Consider the following 14,328-nt stretch of genomic DNA (forward strand, 5'->3'; position numbering starts at 1 on the left):
GCCCAGGACGACGGCGGCGATCCCGACGAGTGCTCCGAAGACCGGCCCGACCGGCCTCGCCATCGCCGCACTCGTCGTCGGCATCGTCGCGTTCCTCGTCGGCCTCGTGCCGGTCTTCGGAGCACTCGTCGGGATCGCCGCCGTCGTCCTGGGCATCCTCGCCCTCCGCCGCGGTCAGTCGAAGGCGATGTCGATCACCGGCGTCGTCCTCGGCGGTCTGGCCGTCCTCGCCTCGCTCCTGACGACGATCGGCTTCGGAGCCGCCGTGAACTCCGCCTCGAGCGACCGCCCGGCGGCCGTGATCGTCGAGTCGTCCGAGCCCACGACCGCTCCCGTCGTGCCGGCCACGGAGGAGGCGGAGGTCGTCGAGACGGCGGAGCCCGCACCCGTCGAGACGGTCGCCCCTGCCCCGGCGCCTGTCGAGACGGCGGCTGCTGCGCAGGTCTCGCCCGAGTTCGCCTCGGCACTCATCAAGGCGCAGAGCTACTCCGAGATGCTCCACATGAGCAAGGCGGGCCTGTACGGCCAGCTCACCTCCGAGTACGGGGAGCAGTTCTCGCCCGAGGCCGCGCAGTACGCGGTGGACACCGTCTCCGCCGACTGGAACGCCAACGCGCTGGCGAAGGCCAAGGACTACCAGGCCCAGATGGCGATGGCGCCGGAGGCCATCCGCGACCAGCTGACCAGCGAGTACGGGGAGCAGTTCACGAGCGACGAGGCCGACTACGCCATCGCGCACCTGAACGACTAGTCCCACTCGGACCGTCGCGGCACTGCGCGGCCACTGAGCAGGTCCTCCCGGAGCGCGCCGCCGTCCGTCGCCCACGACCCGGGCGACGGAGGGCGGCGGACCACCGGAGCCGGTTCAGGCCAGGACGGCGAGGGTGACGGGGAGCGCCTCGCTCCACCTGCCGGTCAGCCGCTCCTCGCCCTCGAGGAACGGCGGCGCGAGGACCCGTGCGAGGACGAGAGTCAGACCGTCGGCCGAGGTCGTGGTGGTCCGTGCGTCGCTGCGGACGAGCACCGTCGACGGCGGCCCGGACGCTCCGGCGCCTGATCCGCTGCCCTGCACCGTCGCGGTCGGCGGGCGGACGATGCGCTGCCCGTCCTCCTCGAAATGCTGCTCGACCTCCCGGGCGCCGGTGCGGATCGCCGTGGCGAAGGCGGCGATCGCGACGGGGTCGCCGGCACCGTCGTAGACCCAGCGACGACCGAGGACGGTGTGCTCGACGGTCGCGAGGAGATGCGCGTCACCGCCGGCGAGAGGCGAGCCGCGGTAGGTCAGCGGCACTTGGAGCGGCGGCTGCCCGGTCGACTGGACGATCAGCGTCTCCACTCCCACCTCGCCATCGGGGTCGTCGAACCGGTAGGCGCCGAGCTGCGTGAATCCGCCGCCCTCGCACCAGGGCTGCGTCGGCGCCCATGCCTCCACGATCTCGAGCTTCCCGGGGGTGATCGTCGCACGGTGCAGAAGGGCCATGCACCGAGAGTAGAGCCGGCCGATCCGTCCGGAGGAGTGCCCGTCAGCGAGCGGCGCCCGCCGTCGCCGACTCGGGCAGGCTGCTCATCGGGAGCGTGTACTCGCCCTTCAGCGCCGAGATCCAGACGGTGGTCGGGGCGACGGCGGCGAAGTTCGAGTTGAGCAGCGCCATCAGCGTGGTGTGCAGGGAGTGCGCGTCGATGGAGCCGGCGTCGTTCGCGATCGCGATCGCGCCCGTCGCGTCCGAGAGGACCTCGGCGCGGAGCCCGTGCGTCTCCGCCTCGGCGGCCGAGGCGAGGATGCAGTTGTTGGTCATGTAGCCGACGAGGGTGATCGTGTCGACGTCGTGCTCGCGGAGCCAGTCGAGCAGGTCGGTCCCCGCGAAGACCGTGCCGAACCGCTTCGTGACGTTCTTCCACGAATCCGAGCGGCGCTTCTCGATCTCCGGGTGCAGCGCGAAGGACGGACCCGACGGGTCGAAGATCGGCGCTCCCTCGCCCGCGCTGTGCTGGACGACGGCGATCGGGAGGCCCGCGGCGGCGGCGGAGTCGAGGGCGGCGGCGATCCTCGGCAGCGACTGCGCGTGCGGCGGGTACTGGATCTCGAGCGGACCGCTGAAGTACTCCTGCTGCACGTCGACGAGGATCAGTGCGCGGCGCGGTGTGGTCATGAGGGGCTCCCATCGGTGGCGGACGTCCCCGATCCTCCCGCCCGGGGCTGGGAGCGGCGGTCAGCCACGCGGCCCGCGACCCGGTCGTGGGCGCAGGCCCACACCTCCTCGTGCTCGAGCGGAGTGAGGACGCCGGCGTCGAGCAGCCGGTCGGCCCGCCGCAGCGCGGCCGCGATCGCCGCCTGCTCGGCGACGGCGGGGGAGTCGACGTCCGCGATCACGAGCCGGCGGGCGCAGGCCCGGCGGAGGCGGCGGGTCGAGCGGGCTGAGAGGAGCAGGAGCGACGCGGTCGGCAGGGCGAGCGCGGCCAGCAGGAGGAGCGGCAGCCGGTCGAGCGCGAGCGTCCCGACGGCGCCGGCGGCCGTCACGGCCACGACCAGCTGCGGACCGGCCGCGTGCAGGCGGAGGCGCCTCCGCTCCTCGACGGAGGTGCCGGGCGCGAAGACCACGAGCTCGCTCCGGACGACGCCGTACCGGCTCGCGCCGACGGTGTGGCGGCCCCAGCGGGGACCGGCGTCGAGGAGGCGGAGGAGCAGGTGCACGAGCGCCATCGTCGGCCCGCGACGGCGGGTGGGAGGAGGTCCTGACGGAACGCGGACGCGTACCGGGCCGATCCGCACGGTCCGCTCGCGCGACGCTCACGACCCCCTCACGACGCGGGATCGCGCGTCGACGTCCCTCCCCAGCCGATTACCCGTGAGGAAAGCGTGAGGATCCGCTCATTCCGGGCGGGCGCGCTCCTCACGGCGAGTAGAAACATCCAGTGACCTCTTCCGTCGTCCGTGGCGACCCCGACGCCCTCGAACCCTCCCCTCTCTCCTCCGCGCGCGCGGGCGGGGTGAAGGCGTGGCTCCTCGAGGGCCTCCGCGACGACTCCGGAGCCCACCCCGGCCCCCACGCGGCCACCGGCAGGACGCACTCCTGGTGGCGCGTCATGTGCCTCACCGGCGTCGACTACTTCTCCACCCTCGGCTACCAGCCGGCGATCGCGGCGCTCGCCGCCGGCCTGGTCTCGCCGCTCGCGACGATCGTCCTGGTGGTGCTGACCCTCCTCGGCGCGCTCCCCGTCTACCGCCGCGTGGCCCGCGAGAGCTTCCGCGGCGAGGGGTCGATCGCGATGCTCGAGCGCCTGCTGCCCTGGTGGGGCGGCAAGCTCTTCGTGCTCGTGCTGCTGGGGTTCGCGGCAACCGACTTCATGATCACGATCACCCTCTCGGCGGCCGACGCGACGGCGCACGCGGTCGAGAACCCGTTCGCCCCCGCCTGGTTCCACGGGGCGGAGGTGCCGCTCACGCTGGGGCTGATCGCCCTGCTGGGGATCGTGTTCCTCCGCGGGTTCCGCGAAGCCATCTCGATCGCGGTCGTGCTCGTGGCCGTGTTCCTCCTGCTCAACGCGATCGTGATCGCCGTGGCGATCGGGCACGTGGCCGAGAACCCCGTCGTCATCGGCGACTGGTGGTCGGCGCTCACGACCCAGCACGGGAATCCGCTGATCATGGTCGGCATCGCCCTCATCGTGTTCCCCAAGCTCGCGCTCGGGCTCTCCGGCTTCGAGACCGGGGTCGCGGTCATGCCGCAGATCCGCGGCGACGCGGGCGACACCGAGGACGCCCCGGTCGGCCGCATCCGCGGGGCGAAGCGGCTGCTCATCACCGCCGCCGTCACGATGTCGGCGTTCCTCATCACCTCGAGCTTCGTCACCACGCTGCTCATCCCGCAGGCGCAGTTCCAGCCGGGCGGCGAGGCCAACGGCCGCGCGCTGGCCTACCTCGCACACGAGTACCTCGGCGAGGGCTTCGGCACGGTCTACGACATCGCGACGATCTGCATCCTCTGGTTCGCGGGCGCCTCCGCGCTGGCCGGCCTGCTCAACATCGTCCCGCGCTACCTGCCCCGCTACGGCATGGCTCCGCAGTGGGCCGGCGCCGTCCGTCCGCTCGTGCTGGTCTTCACCGTCGTCGCCTTCGTCATCACGATCCTCTTCCGCGCCGACGTCGACGCGCAGGGCGGGGCCTACGCGACCGGCGTGCTGGTGCTGATCACCTCCGCGTCCGTCGCCGTGTTCCTCTCGGCGAAGCGCAGGAAGCAGCGCAAGCGCGCCGTGGGCTTCGCGGTCATCGCGCTGGTCTTCGTCTACACGACGGTCGTGAACGTGGTCGAGAGGCCCGACGGCGTGCGGATCGCGGCGGTCTTCATCGTCGGCATCCTCGCGGTCTCCCTCGTCTCGCGGGTGCACCGCTCGTTCCAGCTGCGCGCCACCTCCGTGGTGTTCGACGCCGCCGCGATCGACTTCCTCACCACGGACGCCGACGACTACGGCGTGATCCGCATCCTCGCGAACGAGCCCGACGACGGCTCCGAGGCCGAGTACCGGGACAAGCTGGCGGAGGAGCAGCGCGACAGCAACCTGCCCATGCGCGGGCCGGTGCTCTTCCTCGAGGTGCACACCACCGACTCCTCCGACTTCGAGGAGGACCTGGTCGTGCAGGGCCGCGTCTGCCACGGCTTCCGCGTGCTGACGGTGACCAGCGGCAACATCCCGAACACCATCGCCACGGTGCTGCTCGAGATCCGCGACCTCACCGGCGTGATCCCGGACGTCTACTTCGAGTGGACCGAGGGCGGCCCCATCTCGAACATGTTCCGCTTCCTCATCACCGGCACCGGCGAGGTCGCCCCCGTCACCCGCGAGGTCCTCCGCCGCGCGGAGTCCCGCCGCGACCGCCGACCGGGCGTGCACGTGGGCTGACGCCTGCAGCGGGGCGGGGCGTGGCGGCGCCGAGGTGCCGCTCCTGCTGCGCGATTCCGCCGAGACGCCGCTCCGTCATCGAGTCATCGCTGCAGGAGCGGTGCGTCGGCGGAGGAGCGGTGTCCCGGCGCGCGGCCCCGTAGCGTGGGCGCGGACGCCCGTCGGGGCGTCGACACCGACGAACGGACGACGATGACCCTCGAGGACCAGCGCGCGCACATCCTGACCGGCGCCGTGTACGACGACATGACCCCCGAGCTGGTCGCCGCGCGCGAGCGGGCGGTCCTCGCCTCGAACGCGTACAACGCGAGCTTCGGACGCCCACCGGTCGAGCGGGAGGCTCTGCTCCGCGAGCTCGTCGCCTCGGTGGGCGCGGACACGCACCTCGAGCCGACGTTCCGCTGCGAGTTCGGGTTCAACATCACGATCGGCGACCGCTTCTACGCGAACTTCGACTGCATCCTGCTCGACGGCGCCCCCATCACGATCGGCGACGACGTGCTGTTCGGCCCGCGCGTCTCGATCTACACGTCGAACCACGCCCTCGACCCGGCCGAGCGCGCCGCCGGTGCCTGCACCGCGAAGCCGGTCGTCGTCGGCGACGGCGTCTGGATAGGCGGCGGCGTCACGATCAACCAGGGCGTCACCATCGGCGACGGGGCCGTGATCGGCTCGGGCAGCGTCGTCACCCGCGACGTCCCCCCGCTCACCATCGCCGCCGGCGTCCCCGCCCGCGTCCTCCGCTCGATCACCCCCGACGACCGGACCGGCTACCGCCCGGCTCACTGACGCGGACCCACTCCGGCTCCGAGACGCCGGCTCCGAGACGTCGCGGGACTGCTCCCGGCCTCGCGGCGATCCGCCCTCAGGACTTCACGGTCGACAGGGGCTCGGTGATGCTCTCGAGGCTGCGGCGCTCGGCGTCCACGCCGAAGATCAGGGCGATCACGCCGCCGAGGATCATCACGGCGGCGCCGACGAAGTAGCCGATCGTCAGAGGACCGCGGTCGCTGCCGTCGCCGATCAGGGCGCCGTAGAGGGCGGGGGCGACCGCTCCGGCGATCTGGCCGAGGGTGAAGAAGTACGAGATCGCCTGGCTGCGCAGCTCGAGCGGGAAGATCTCGCTCACGGTGAGGTAGGCGCTCGAGGCTCCGGCGGAGGCGAAGAAGAACGACACGCACCAGAGGATCGTCTGCGTCGTCGCGGTCAGGACGTCCATGCTGAAGAGGACCGCCGAGACGGCCAGGACCGCTCCCGAGACGCCGTAGGTGAGGAAGATCATCTTCCGCCGGCCCCACACGTCGAACAGGTGGCCGAGCACCAGCGGCCCGACGAGGTTGCCGATCGCGAACGGGAAGAAGAAGTACGAGATCGCGCTCTGCTCGACTCCGTAGAAGTTCTCGAGCACCAGCGCGTAGGTGAAGAAGATCGCGTTGTAGAGGAACGACTGGGTGATCATCATCGTCGCGCCCACCAGCGTCCGCTTCGGGTACTGCCGCAGCAGCACCCGGGCGATGGTGCGGAACGGGATGCTCTCCGTCGCCTTCACGGTGATCGCCTTCGCGTCGTCGACAGGCTCGAGCACGCCGCCCTCCGCCTCCACTCGGCGCTCGATCTCGTCGACGGTGCGCTCCGCCTCCTCCTCGCGGCCGTGCGTCATCAGCCAGCGCGGGCTCTCGGGGATGTGGCGGCGGAGGTAGATGATCGCCAGTCCGAGGATCGGGCCGAGGAAGAAGCCGAGGCGCCAGCCGACGTTCTCGGCGAAGAGCGCGTCGTTCAGGAAGAACAGGTTGGCCGCGGAGCCCAGAGCCGCACCGCCCCAGTAGGTGCCGTTGATCGCGATGTCGACGCGGCCGCGGTACTTGGAGGGGATGAGCTCGTCGATCGCGGAGTTGATCGCCGCGTACTCGCCGCCGATCCCCATGCCCGCGAAGAAGCGGAACACGGCGAGGAAGACGTAGTTCGGCGCGAGTCCCGCCAGGCCGCTGGCGACCAGGTAGATGACGAGCGTCAGGATGAACAGCTTGCGCCGCCCGAGCTTGTCGCTCAGCCGCCCGAAGATCAGGGCGCCCGCGATCTGGCCGCACAGGTAGATCGTGCCGAGCAGGCCGACCTCGAAGGCCGAGAGCCCGAACTCCTTCGCGAAGCCGGCGGAGGCGACGATCTGGATCTCGAGGCCGTCCAGCACCCACGAGAAGCCGAGGCCGACGACGATCGACCAGTGGAAGCGGGTCCAGGGGAGCCTGTCGATGCGGGCGGGCACGAGGCTCCGGACCGGGCCGCGCGGACTGGTGGATGTCGACATGGCGAGCGCCTTCCTGTCGCCCCGGCGTCGTTGCGGAGGAACGCTGTCCCGAGCGCGGCGAGACGACACTAGACCCGCGGGCGGCTCCATATCGCCGGGCTATTCACCCCTTGTCACGGACGGCCGAGCGGGTGTATCCCGGGGATCTGTGCCCACCCGGAGGCGGAGCGAGGCGCGGAGCTCATCGGCCCGGATCCGGAGCGAGGCGCGGTGGACGCGAGCCCGGATCCGTCCCGCGGGGCCTGACACCGCCCGCCTCCTCGGCCTAGCGTGGAGGCATGATCGACGCGACGCCCGCGGGCACCCCCACCTACGTCCTCAGCGAGGGGCCCGTCTGGGATCCGGACACCGCCCGCCTCACCTGGGTCGACATCGAGGCCGGCGCGGTCCTGTCCGCCCCCGTCACCGCGGAGGGGATCGGAGCGATCTCGCGCACCGACGTCGGCGAGCAGGTCGGCGCCGCGCTGCCCCTGGGCGACGGGCGGACGCTCGTCGCGCTGACCCGGCGGCTCGCGATCCTGGAGGTCGACGGCTCCCTCACGCGCGGCTCCGAGCTGCTGCCGGAGGGGCACCGCTTCAACGACGGCACGATCGACCCGCAGGGGCGCCTCCTGGTCGGCTCGCTGACCCTCGGCGAGTCGGCGGGCGACGACGTCCTGCTGCGCATCGAGCACGACGGATCCGTCACCGTGCTCGACGACGACCTGCGGCTCTCGAACGGACTCGGCTTCTCGCCGGACGGCTCTGTGCTGTACTCGGCCGACACCGAGTCGGGCGTGATCCACCGCCGCTCCTATGCGGACGCCGAGCACGGCCCGCGCGAGCCGTTCGTCGAGCTCGAGGAGGGCGTGTTCGCCGACGGACTGACCGTGGACGCCGACGGCCGCGTGTGGGTCGCGGTCTGGGGCGGGAGCGGCGTTCGGGTGTTCGAGGCCGACGGCAGCCCGGTCGAGGGCGAGGGCATCAGGATCGACGCCCCGCACTCCTCCAGCATCGCCTTCGCGGGCGAGGACCTGGACATCGCGGTCGTCACCTCCGCATCACGCGACCTCTCGGCGGACGAGCGGGCGCGTCATCCGCACGCCGGCGGACTGTGGATCGCGCAGCCCGGAGCCCGCGGCCGCGCCGCCACGCGCTGGGTGGAGGGCCCTCTGCCCTAGGCGCGGCCGGTCGCCCGTCAGACGGCGGGCGCCGTCGGCGGGCTCGGCTCCGACGCGGGCTGCGGCACGAGGGTCAGCCGCGAGATGCGGTAGCGGTCCGTCTCGGCCACGCGGAGCAGGTGGTCGCCGACGAGCACGGAGTCGCCCACGACGGCCACACGGCCGATCCGGTCGAGGACGAATCCGCCGACCGTCTCGTACGGACCCTCGGGCAGCTCGATTCCCAGCTGCTCCGCCAGGTCCTCGAGGATCATCCCGCCGTCGACGTCGTGCAGCTGCTCGGCCGCCTTCGCGTCGACCGCCTGGCGGGCGCCGTCGTACTCGTCGTAGATCTCGCCGACGAGCTCCTCGAGCAGGTCCTCCAGCGTGATGATGCCGTCGGTCCCTCCGTACTCGTCGATGACGACGGCGATCTGGTGGCCGTCCTGGCGCATGGTGCGCAGGGCCGCGAGCACCTTCGTCGTGCCGGGGACCGCGAGGATCGGGCGGGTGATGTCGGCGACGCTGCTCGCGGTGCCGGCGCGGCCCGCCTCCGGGAACGCGGACATCAGGTCGCGCACGTGGACGAAGCCGAGCACGTCGTCGAAGTCGTCGCCGACCACCGGGTAGCGCGAGTGCGGCTGGTCGAGGACCGCCGCGTAGCCCTCGGCCACGCTGAGCGCGCCGCGGAGGAAGTCGACGTCCGGGCGCGGGCGCATCACCTCGGCGACGCGACGGTCGTCCGCGCGGAAGATGTCGGTGAGCAGCCGGCGGCTGTCCTCGTGGATCTCGGTGTTGCTGGAGATCATGTCGCGCACCTCGTCGGCCGAGACGCTCTCGCCCTTCTCGCGCGGGTCGGCGCCGAGGAGGCGGACGACGGCGTCGGTCGAGACGGACAGCAGCCAGATCACGGGGCGCATCAGGCGCGCGAGGGCGTTGAGCGGCGGTGCGAGGGCCTTGGTGAACGCGACGGACTTCTGCATCGCCAGGCGCTTGGGGACCAGCTCGCCCAGCACCAGGGAGAGGTACGCGATGACGAGGGTCATCAGGATCAGGGCGACGGTGGAGGCGGCGGAGGCCGAGAGGCCGAGCGACTGCAGCGGCGGCACGAGGTCGGGCGCGATGGTCGAGGCGCCGTACGCCGAGGAGAAGAAGCCGGCGAGCGTGACGCCGATCTGGACCGCGGAGAGGAACGTGTTGGGGTTGCGGACGAGCTCGGCGATGCGCCGGCCGCGCTCGCTGCCGGCCTCGATCGCGCGTACCTGGCTCTCGCGGAGGCTGACGATGGCCATCTCGGTGCCCGCGAAGACGCCTCCGAGGAGGACGAACAGCACGACGAGGCCGATGTTGAGGAGGGTGTCGAGATCCACGCCGACCAGAGTAGGGATGCCGGCCGTGAGAACGCCTCGTGGACTCTCAGGGAGCGGGGTCGGGCGGGACGACGCCCCGCCCGCCCCCTCGCTCAGGACGCGTCGGCCGGGCGCACGCCGATCGTGAGGATGAGGTTCGCGTAGATGCGGCGGTCGCCCGAGGCGATGGTGAGCGCGACGTCGGGGGTGCGCGCCTCGGCGTAGAAGGCGTGCCGCTCGAGCGAGGTGAAGGGGATGCCGTCGAGGGACCGGCGGAAGGAGACCTGCGCGGGGACGTCGATGCCGGGCGCGGGGGTCATGACCGTCGCCTCCTCGACGACGATCGCCGAGAGCAGGGCGTCGACGATCTCGTCGACGGTCAGCATGTCGGGCCGGAGGTTCAGGTGCACCAGCGCGGAGTTCGGTCCGAGCGTGGTGCCGACGGGGTAGTTGCCGTCGGCGATGAGGACGCGGGAGCCGTGGCCCGCGCGGGCGAGCGCGTGCAGGATCTCGGGGTGGAGGAGGGTCGTGGTCAGCAAGAGGAGCTCCTAGAGGTCGTGGAGGTGGGCGACGGACGAGCCGGCGAGCAGGCGGCCGGGGAGCCTCCGCTCCTGGGGGCCGGGCTGCTCCGCCCCGGAGTCGAGGCGGAGGCGGACGAGGGCGGCGGCCTCGGCGGCGATCGCCTCCGTCGGCTGGGCGATCGTGGTCAGGTGCGGGCGGACCACGCGGGCCAGCTCGACGTTGTCGAAGCCGACGACGGAGAGGTCCGTCGGCACGCGCAGCCCGGAGTCGCCGAGGGCGATCAGGGCGCCGGCCGTCAGCTCGCGGTTGCTCGCGAACAGGGCGGTCGGCCGGGGGCTCAGGGCGAGGATCCGCTCGACGGCGGCGACCCCGCTCTCGACCGTCAGGGGGCCGCGCACCACGGCGTCGGCGGCGGGGTGGACGCCGCGCTCGGCCAGGGCGGCGAGGAAGCCGGCGGTCCGCTCCCGGGTGGAGGACACTCCGTCCTCCCCGCCGAGCACCGCGATCGAGCGGTGGCCGTGGTCGAGGAGGTGGCGGGCGGCGGAGGCGCCGGCGCCGGCGTTGTCGAGCGCGACGCGATCGGTGACCAGTGCGTCGTCGATCCAGTCGACGGCCACCACGGGGGTGCCCTGCTCGGAGGCGCGGCGCAGCGCGTCGACGTCGCCCGCGGACGGCACCGCCACGATCCCGTCGACCATCTTCTCGAGCAGCAGGTCGACCGCGGCTCCCGGCTCGGGGCGGCTCACACCGACCAGCACGCCGATGCCCTCCTCGCGCAGGGCCCGCTCGAGGCCCGCGATGATCGAGAGGTGGAACTCGTTGTCGAGGGCGGGCAGCAGCACCCCGACCGTGCGGGAGCGCCGCGAGCGCAGGCCTCGAGCGAAGCCGTTGACCCGGAAGCCGACCTCGGCGGCCGCCGCCTCGATCGCCGCCCGGTTCTCAGGGCGCACGGAAAGCCCGTTGTAGTGCTTCGAGATGGTCGAGAGCGAGAGGCCGGTCAGCCGCTGCAGATCCTTGTAGGTGGCCACGTCACAGGGTGGCGCGGGGCGAGCCGTAGCCGCTCCAGCCCGGGATCGTGCCGTCGGCGTCCCACAGATCGAGCCAGCCGGTGCTGCCGGGCCAGAGGAAGACCTGGCCCTTGATCAGCCGGTTGTTGCGCTCGGCGCCGCGCAGCGCCTCCTGCTCCTCGGCCGTGAGCACCAGGGAGGCGGCGGCCAGGTTCGCCTCGATCTGCTCCGGCTTCACCGCGAACGGGATCGGGATCTGGCCGCGGTTCACCGCCCAGGCGAGGCACACGACGGCCGGATGCACGCCCCGCTCGTCGGCGATCGCCCGCACCGCGGGGTGCTCGATGTCGACGATGTCGCCCTCCACCCGGTCGCGCTCCGGCCGCGACGGCGAGCCCAGCGGCGAGTAGCCGATCGGCTGGATGCGGTGGTCGAGGCAGAAGCGGAAGAGCTCCGGCTGCTGGAAGCAGGGGTGCAGCTCCATCTCGTTCAGCTGCGGGGCGATGCGGACGTCGGCGAGGATCCGCTCGAGCTTGGGGATCGTGACGTTGGAGGTGCCGAGGTGCCGGACGAGGCCCCGGTCGACCAGGCTCTCGAGCGCGCGCCAGGTCTCGAGGAACGCCTCGTGGACGTACGGGCGGGCGTGCGGATCGCGTGCGTCGGTCTCGGCGTGCGGCGGGTGGTGGTTGGGGAAGGGCCAGTGCACGAAGACGGCGTCGAGCACGTCGAGGCCCAGGTCGGCGAGCGAGCGCTCGACGGAGGCGACGGCCGCCGCGGGCTCGTGCGCGTCGTTCCAGATCTTCGACATGACGAAGAGCTCGTCGCGGTCGGCTCCGGAGTCGGCGATCGCCCGGCCGACGCGCGGCTCGTTGCCGTAGACGGTGGCGCAGTCGAGGAGGCGGAAGCCGGCGCGGAGGGAGTGCTCGACCGCGAGGCCGACGGTCTCGGCGTCGTAGCGGTCGGAGCCGAACGTCCCGGCGCCGATCGCGGGGATGCGGCTGCCGCTCGCGAGGACGCGGTGGCTCGGCGGAGTGGGGGCCATGCGGATCCTCCTGGTGCGGCGGCGGGGGCGAAACGTTGCGCTTCACGGTAGGCGGGGGAGGGTAGCGGCGTCAACGATGCCCTGGACTGGGGTGCGTAACGTTTCGTGCGGTGGGTGCTTTCGTCCTCCGTTCCTGCCCCGCCCCCCTCGAAACGCCGATAGTCGTCGCACTCGTGCGCGACTGCGACGACTACTGGACTCTCGAGCCGCGCGCTCGGCTCGCTCGCGCGAGAACGCAGGAGTCGTCGCACTCGTGCGCGACTGCGACGACTCCTGGACTGTCGAGAAGAGCCCCGCCCCTCCGCTCCGCTCAGACCAGCCGGCGCCACTCCTCCGTGACCACGCGGAACCAGCGCGCGCCGTAGCCGTCGAGGGGCACCGACACGGCGCCGTCCTCGCCGAGCGGGAGCGACTCGCCGCCGAGGGAGTCGACCAGCCGCGCCCCGGCGGGGGTGTCGGGGAGCGTCAGGTGCGCCGTGCGCGGGTTCGACGCCAGGTTGTGCACCGCGACGGTCGTGCCGGTCGACGCGGACATCCGGTGCGCGAGCACGCTCGGCTCGTCGCAGGGGAGGTGCGTGTACTCGCCCCAGCCGATCTCCGGCGACCGCCGGTACAGCCAGGCGAGGCCCTTCACGTGGGCCAGGAGGGAGTCCGGATCCTGGAGCTGCGCGGCCGCGTTCACGTGCTCGGGTCCGAAGCCGCCGCCGGGAGGGGCGGCGATCAGGTCGGAGGCGTCGGCACGCGAGAAACCGCCGTTGGCGGCGCTGCTCCACTGCATCGGGGTCCGCACGGCGCTGCGGCCCGGGATGTCGGCGTTCTCGCCCATCCCGATCTCCTCGCCGTAGTAGAGCACCGGGGTCCCGGGCAGCGAGAAGACCAGGCTGTGGACCAGGCGGACGCGGCGCGGGTCGCCGTCGACCATCGGCGGGAGGCGGCGGACGATGCCGCGCCCGTGGATCCGCTGCGACTGCTCCGGAGCGAACGCCGCGAAGACCTCGTCGCGCTCGTCGTCGCTCAGCTGGTCGAGGGTGAGCTCGTCGTGGTTGCGCGCGAAGTTCGCCCACTGACTGCCGACGGAGATCTCGGGGCGGCTCGCGAGCGCCTCGACGAGCGGCGCCGCCTCCTCCCGGGCCAGCGCGAGGTAGAGGCGCTGGTTGCCGATGAAGTCGAACTGCATCGACAGCTCGTCCGCGTCCTCGCCGCCGAAGAAGCCGAGCTGCTCCTCGCGGGTCACGTTGACCTCGCCCAGCAGCATCGCCTCGCCGGAGCGCCGCGAGACGAAGCGGCGCAGCAGGCGCAGCCACTCGTGCTCGTCGCGTTCGCCGGGCTCGATCAGGTACGGCACCGCGTCGACCCGGAAGCCGTCGACGCCCAGCTGCAGCCAGAATCCGATGAGCTTCGCGATCTCGTCGCGCACGGCCGGGTTCTCGGTGTTGAGGTCGGGCTGGTGCCGGTAGAAGTGGTGCAGGTAGTACTGGCCCGCCTCCTCGTCACGGAACCAGACGCCGTCCTCCGCGTCCGGGAACACGTTCGCGGGCTGATCGGCGGGCGGCTCGTCGCGCCAGACGTAGTAGTCGCGGTACGGGCTGTCGGGGGAGGAGCGGGCGGCCTGGAACCAGGGGTGCTGGTCCGAGGTGTGGTTGACGACGAGGTCGACGATCACGCGCATCCCGCGGTCGTGGGCGGTCCGGATCACCTCGACGACGTCGCCGTGGTGCCCGAAGCGCTCGTCCACTCCGTAGAAGTCGCTGATGTCGTAGCCGTTGTCGCGGCCGGGGGACCGGTAGAACGGCGCGAGCCAGAGGCAGCTGACGCCGAGCTCGGCCAGGTAGTCGATCCGGTGGACGAGGCCCTCGAGGTCGCCGACGCCGTCGTCGTCCCAGTCCATGAACGTCTTCACGTCGAGGTTGTAGAAGACGGCGGTGCGCCACCACAGGTCGCTCGTGTCGGTGACCCTCATGCGCGGGGCTCCGGGCGGAAGGAGGCGGAGGGTGCGGGGGAGAGGGGCGCGGGCGCGGGCGCGGGCGTCCGGGTGGCGGCGGTGCGGGTAGCGGCGTGCTTGTGC

General features: G+C 72.3%; 13 protein-coding genes. 4 read left to right on the forward strand and 9 right to left on the reverse strand.

The window, feature by feature from the left end; all coding sequences use genetic code 11:
- A partial coding sequence (locus C5D66_RS16300) for an Ltp family lipoprotein (RefSeq protein WP_308471823.1) occupies window positions 1-751 on the forward strand: 751 nt, incomplete at its 5' end.
- Between the two features lie 114 nt (window positions 752-865).
- Here C5D66_RS16300 and C5D66_RS16305 read toward each other — a convergent pair.
- The 3 genes from C5D66_RS16305 to C5D66_RS16315 are packed head-to-tail and all read right to left on the reverse strand — an operon-like array spanning window position 866 to window position 2,692.
- Window positions 866-1,480 carry a hypothetical protein gene (locus C5D66_RS16305; RefSeq protein ID WP_104227321.1) on the reverse strand — a complete coding sequence of 205 codons (615 nt, stop codon included), beginning with the start codon at window positions 1,478-1,480 and terminating at the stop codon, window positions 866-868.
- Window positions 1,481-1,523: 43 nt separating this feature from the next.
- A complete protein-coding gene (locus C5D66_RS16310) occupies window positions 1,524-2,150 on the reverse strand; it encodes an isochorismatase family protein (RefSeq protein ID WP_104256665.1) in 627 nt (208 codons plus the stop codon).
- Window positions 2,147-2,692, reverse strand: coding sequence for a DUF6611 family protein (locus C5D66_RS16315; RefSeq protein WP_146078891.1), 546 nt, complete (start codon window positions 2,690-2,692; stop codon window positions 2,147-2,149). Before C5D66_RS16315 ends, C5D66_RS16310 begins: the two co-directional genes overlap by 4 nt.
- A 221-nt stretch (window positions 2,693-2,913) precedes the next feature.
- On the opposite strand from C5D66_RS16315, the gene C5D66_RS16320 reads away from it, so the two are divergent.
- Entirely contained in the window at window positions 2,914-4,899 is a 1,986-nt protein-coding gene (locus C5D66_RS16320) for an amino acid permease (RefSeq protein ID WP_374952929.1), read from the forward strand.
- A gap of 192 nt (window positions 4,900-5,091) precedes the next feature.
- Complete coding sequence (locus C5D66_RS16325; protein ID WP_104256672.1) at window positions 5,092-5,688, forward strand: sugar O-acetyltransferase; 597 nt, start codon at window positions 5,092-5,094, stop codon at window positions 5,686-5,688.
- A gap of 76 nt (window positions 5,689-5,764) precedes the next feature.
- Here C5D66_RS16325 and C5D66_RS16330 read toward each other — a convergent pair whose 3' ends face one another.
- Window positions 5,765-7,204: an MFS transporter gene (locus C5D66_RS16330; protein WP_104225083.1), complete on the reverse strand. Its 1,440-nt coding sequence runs from the start codon at window positions 7,202-7,204 to the stop codon at window positions 5,765-5,767.
- A gap of 278 nt (window positions 7,205-7,482) precedes the next feature.
- Between C5D66_RS16330 and C5D66_RS16335 the strand changes: the two genes are divergently transcribed.
- The gene (locus C5D66_RS16335; RefSeq protein WP_104239634.1) at window positions 7,483-8,364 is read left to right on the forward strand and encodes an SMP-30/gluconolactonase/LRE family protein; all 882 of its coding nucleotides are present in this window, start codon (window positions 7,483-7,485) and stop codon (window positions 8,362-8,364) included.
- Window positions 8,365-8,381: 17 nt separating this feature from the next.
- Here the strand turns inward: C5D66_RS16335 and C5D66_RS16340 are convergent, their stop codons facing one another.
- The 5 genes from C5D66_RS16340 to C5D66_RS16360 form a co-directional block, all read right to left on the reverse strand.
- Window positions 8,382-9,713 carry a hemolysin family protein gene (locus C5D66_RS16340; protein ID WP_104233863.1) on the reverse strand — a complete coding sequence of 444 codons (1,332 nt, stop codon included), beginning with the start codon at window positions 9,711-9,713 and terminating at the stop codon, window positions 8,382-8,384.
- 92 nt (window positions 9,714-9,805) lie between these two features.
- Window positions 9,806-10,231, reverse strand: coding sequence for an RbsD/FucU family protein (locus C5D66_RS16345; RefSeq protein ID WP_104256668.1), 426 nt, complete (start codon window positions 10,229-10,231; stop codon window positions 9,806-9,808).
- 9 nt (window positions 10,232-10,240) lie between these two features.
- Window positions 10,241-11,242, reverse strand: coding sequence for a LacI family DNA-binding transcriptional regulator (locus C5D66_RS16350; RefSeq protein WP_181028798.1), 1,002 nt, complete (start codon window positions 11,240-11,242; stop codon window positions 10,241-10,243).
- A gap of 1 nt (window position 11,243) precedes the next feature.
- Window positions 11,244-12,263 carry an aldo/keto reductase gene (locus tag C5D66_RS16355; RefSeq protein ID WP_104256670.1) on the reverse strand — a complete coding sequence of 340 codons (1,020 nt, stop codon included), beginning with the start codon at window positions 12,261-12,263 and terminating at the stop codon, window positions 11,244-11,246.
- Between the two features lie 310 nt (window positions 12,264-12,573).
- Window positions 12,574-14,223 (reverse strand): alpha-amylase family protein, encoded by a 1,650-nt coding sequence (locus C5D66_RS16360; protein ID WP_104274468.1) that lies wholly within the window; start codon window positions 14,221-14,223, stop codon window positions 12,574-12,576.
- Window positions 14,224-14,328 lie beyond the last annotated feature (105 nt).

Origin of the sequence: Rathayibacter sp. AY1B4 (genome assembly GCF_002932815.1) — a bacterium.
GTDB lineage: Bacteria > Actinomycetota > Actinomycetes > Actinomycetales > Microbacteriaceae > Rathayibacter.

Excerpts from the sequence above, each read along its gene's own strand:
- C5D66_RS16305 (WP_104227321.1), bottom strand. The coding sequence starts at position 1,480 with ATGGCCCTTCTGCACCGTGCGACGATCACCCCCGGGAAGCTCGAGATC.
- C5D66_RS16310 (WP_104256665.1), bottom strand. The coding sequence starts at position 2,150 with ATGACCACACCGCGCCGCGCACTGATCCTCGTCGACGTGCAGCAGGAG.
- C5D66_RS16325 (WP_104256672.1), top strand. The coding sequence starts at position 5,092 with ATGACCCTCGAGGACCAGCGCGCGCACATCCTGACCGGCGCCGTGTAC.
- C5D66_RS16330 (WP_104225083.1), bottom strand. The coding sequence starts at position 7,204 with ATGTCGACATCCACCAGTCCGCGCGGCCCGGTCCGGAGCCTCGTGCCC.
- C5D66_RS16335 (WP_104239634.1), top strand. The coding sequence starts at position 7,483 with ATGATCGACGCGACGCCCGCGGGCACCCCCACCTACGTCCTCAGCGAG.
- C5D66_RS16355 (WP_104256670.1), bottom strand. The coding sequence starts at position 12,263 with ATGGCCCCCACTCCGCCGAGCCACCGCGTCCTCGCGAGCGGCAGCCGC.
- C5D66_RS16360 (WP_104274468.1), bottom strand. The coding sequence starts at position 14,223 with ATGAGGGTCACCGACACGAGCGACCTGTGGTGGCGCACCGCCGTCTTC.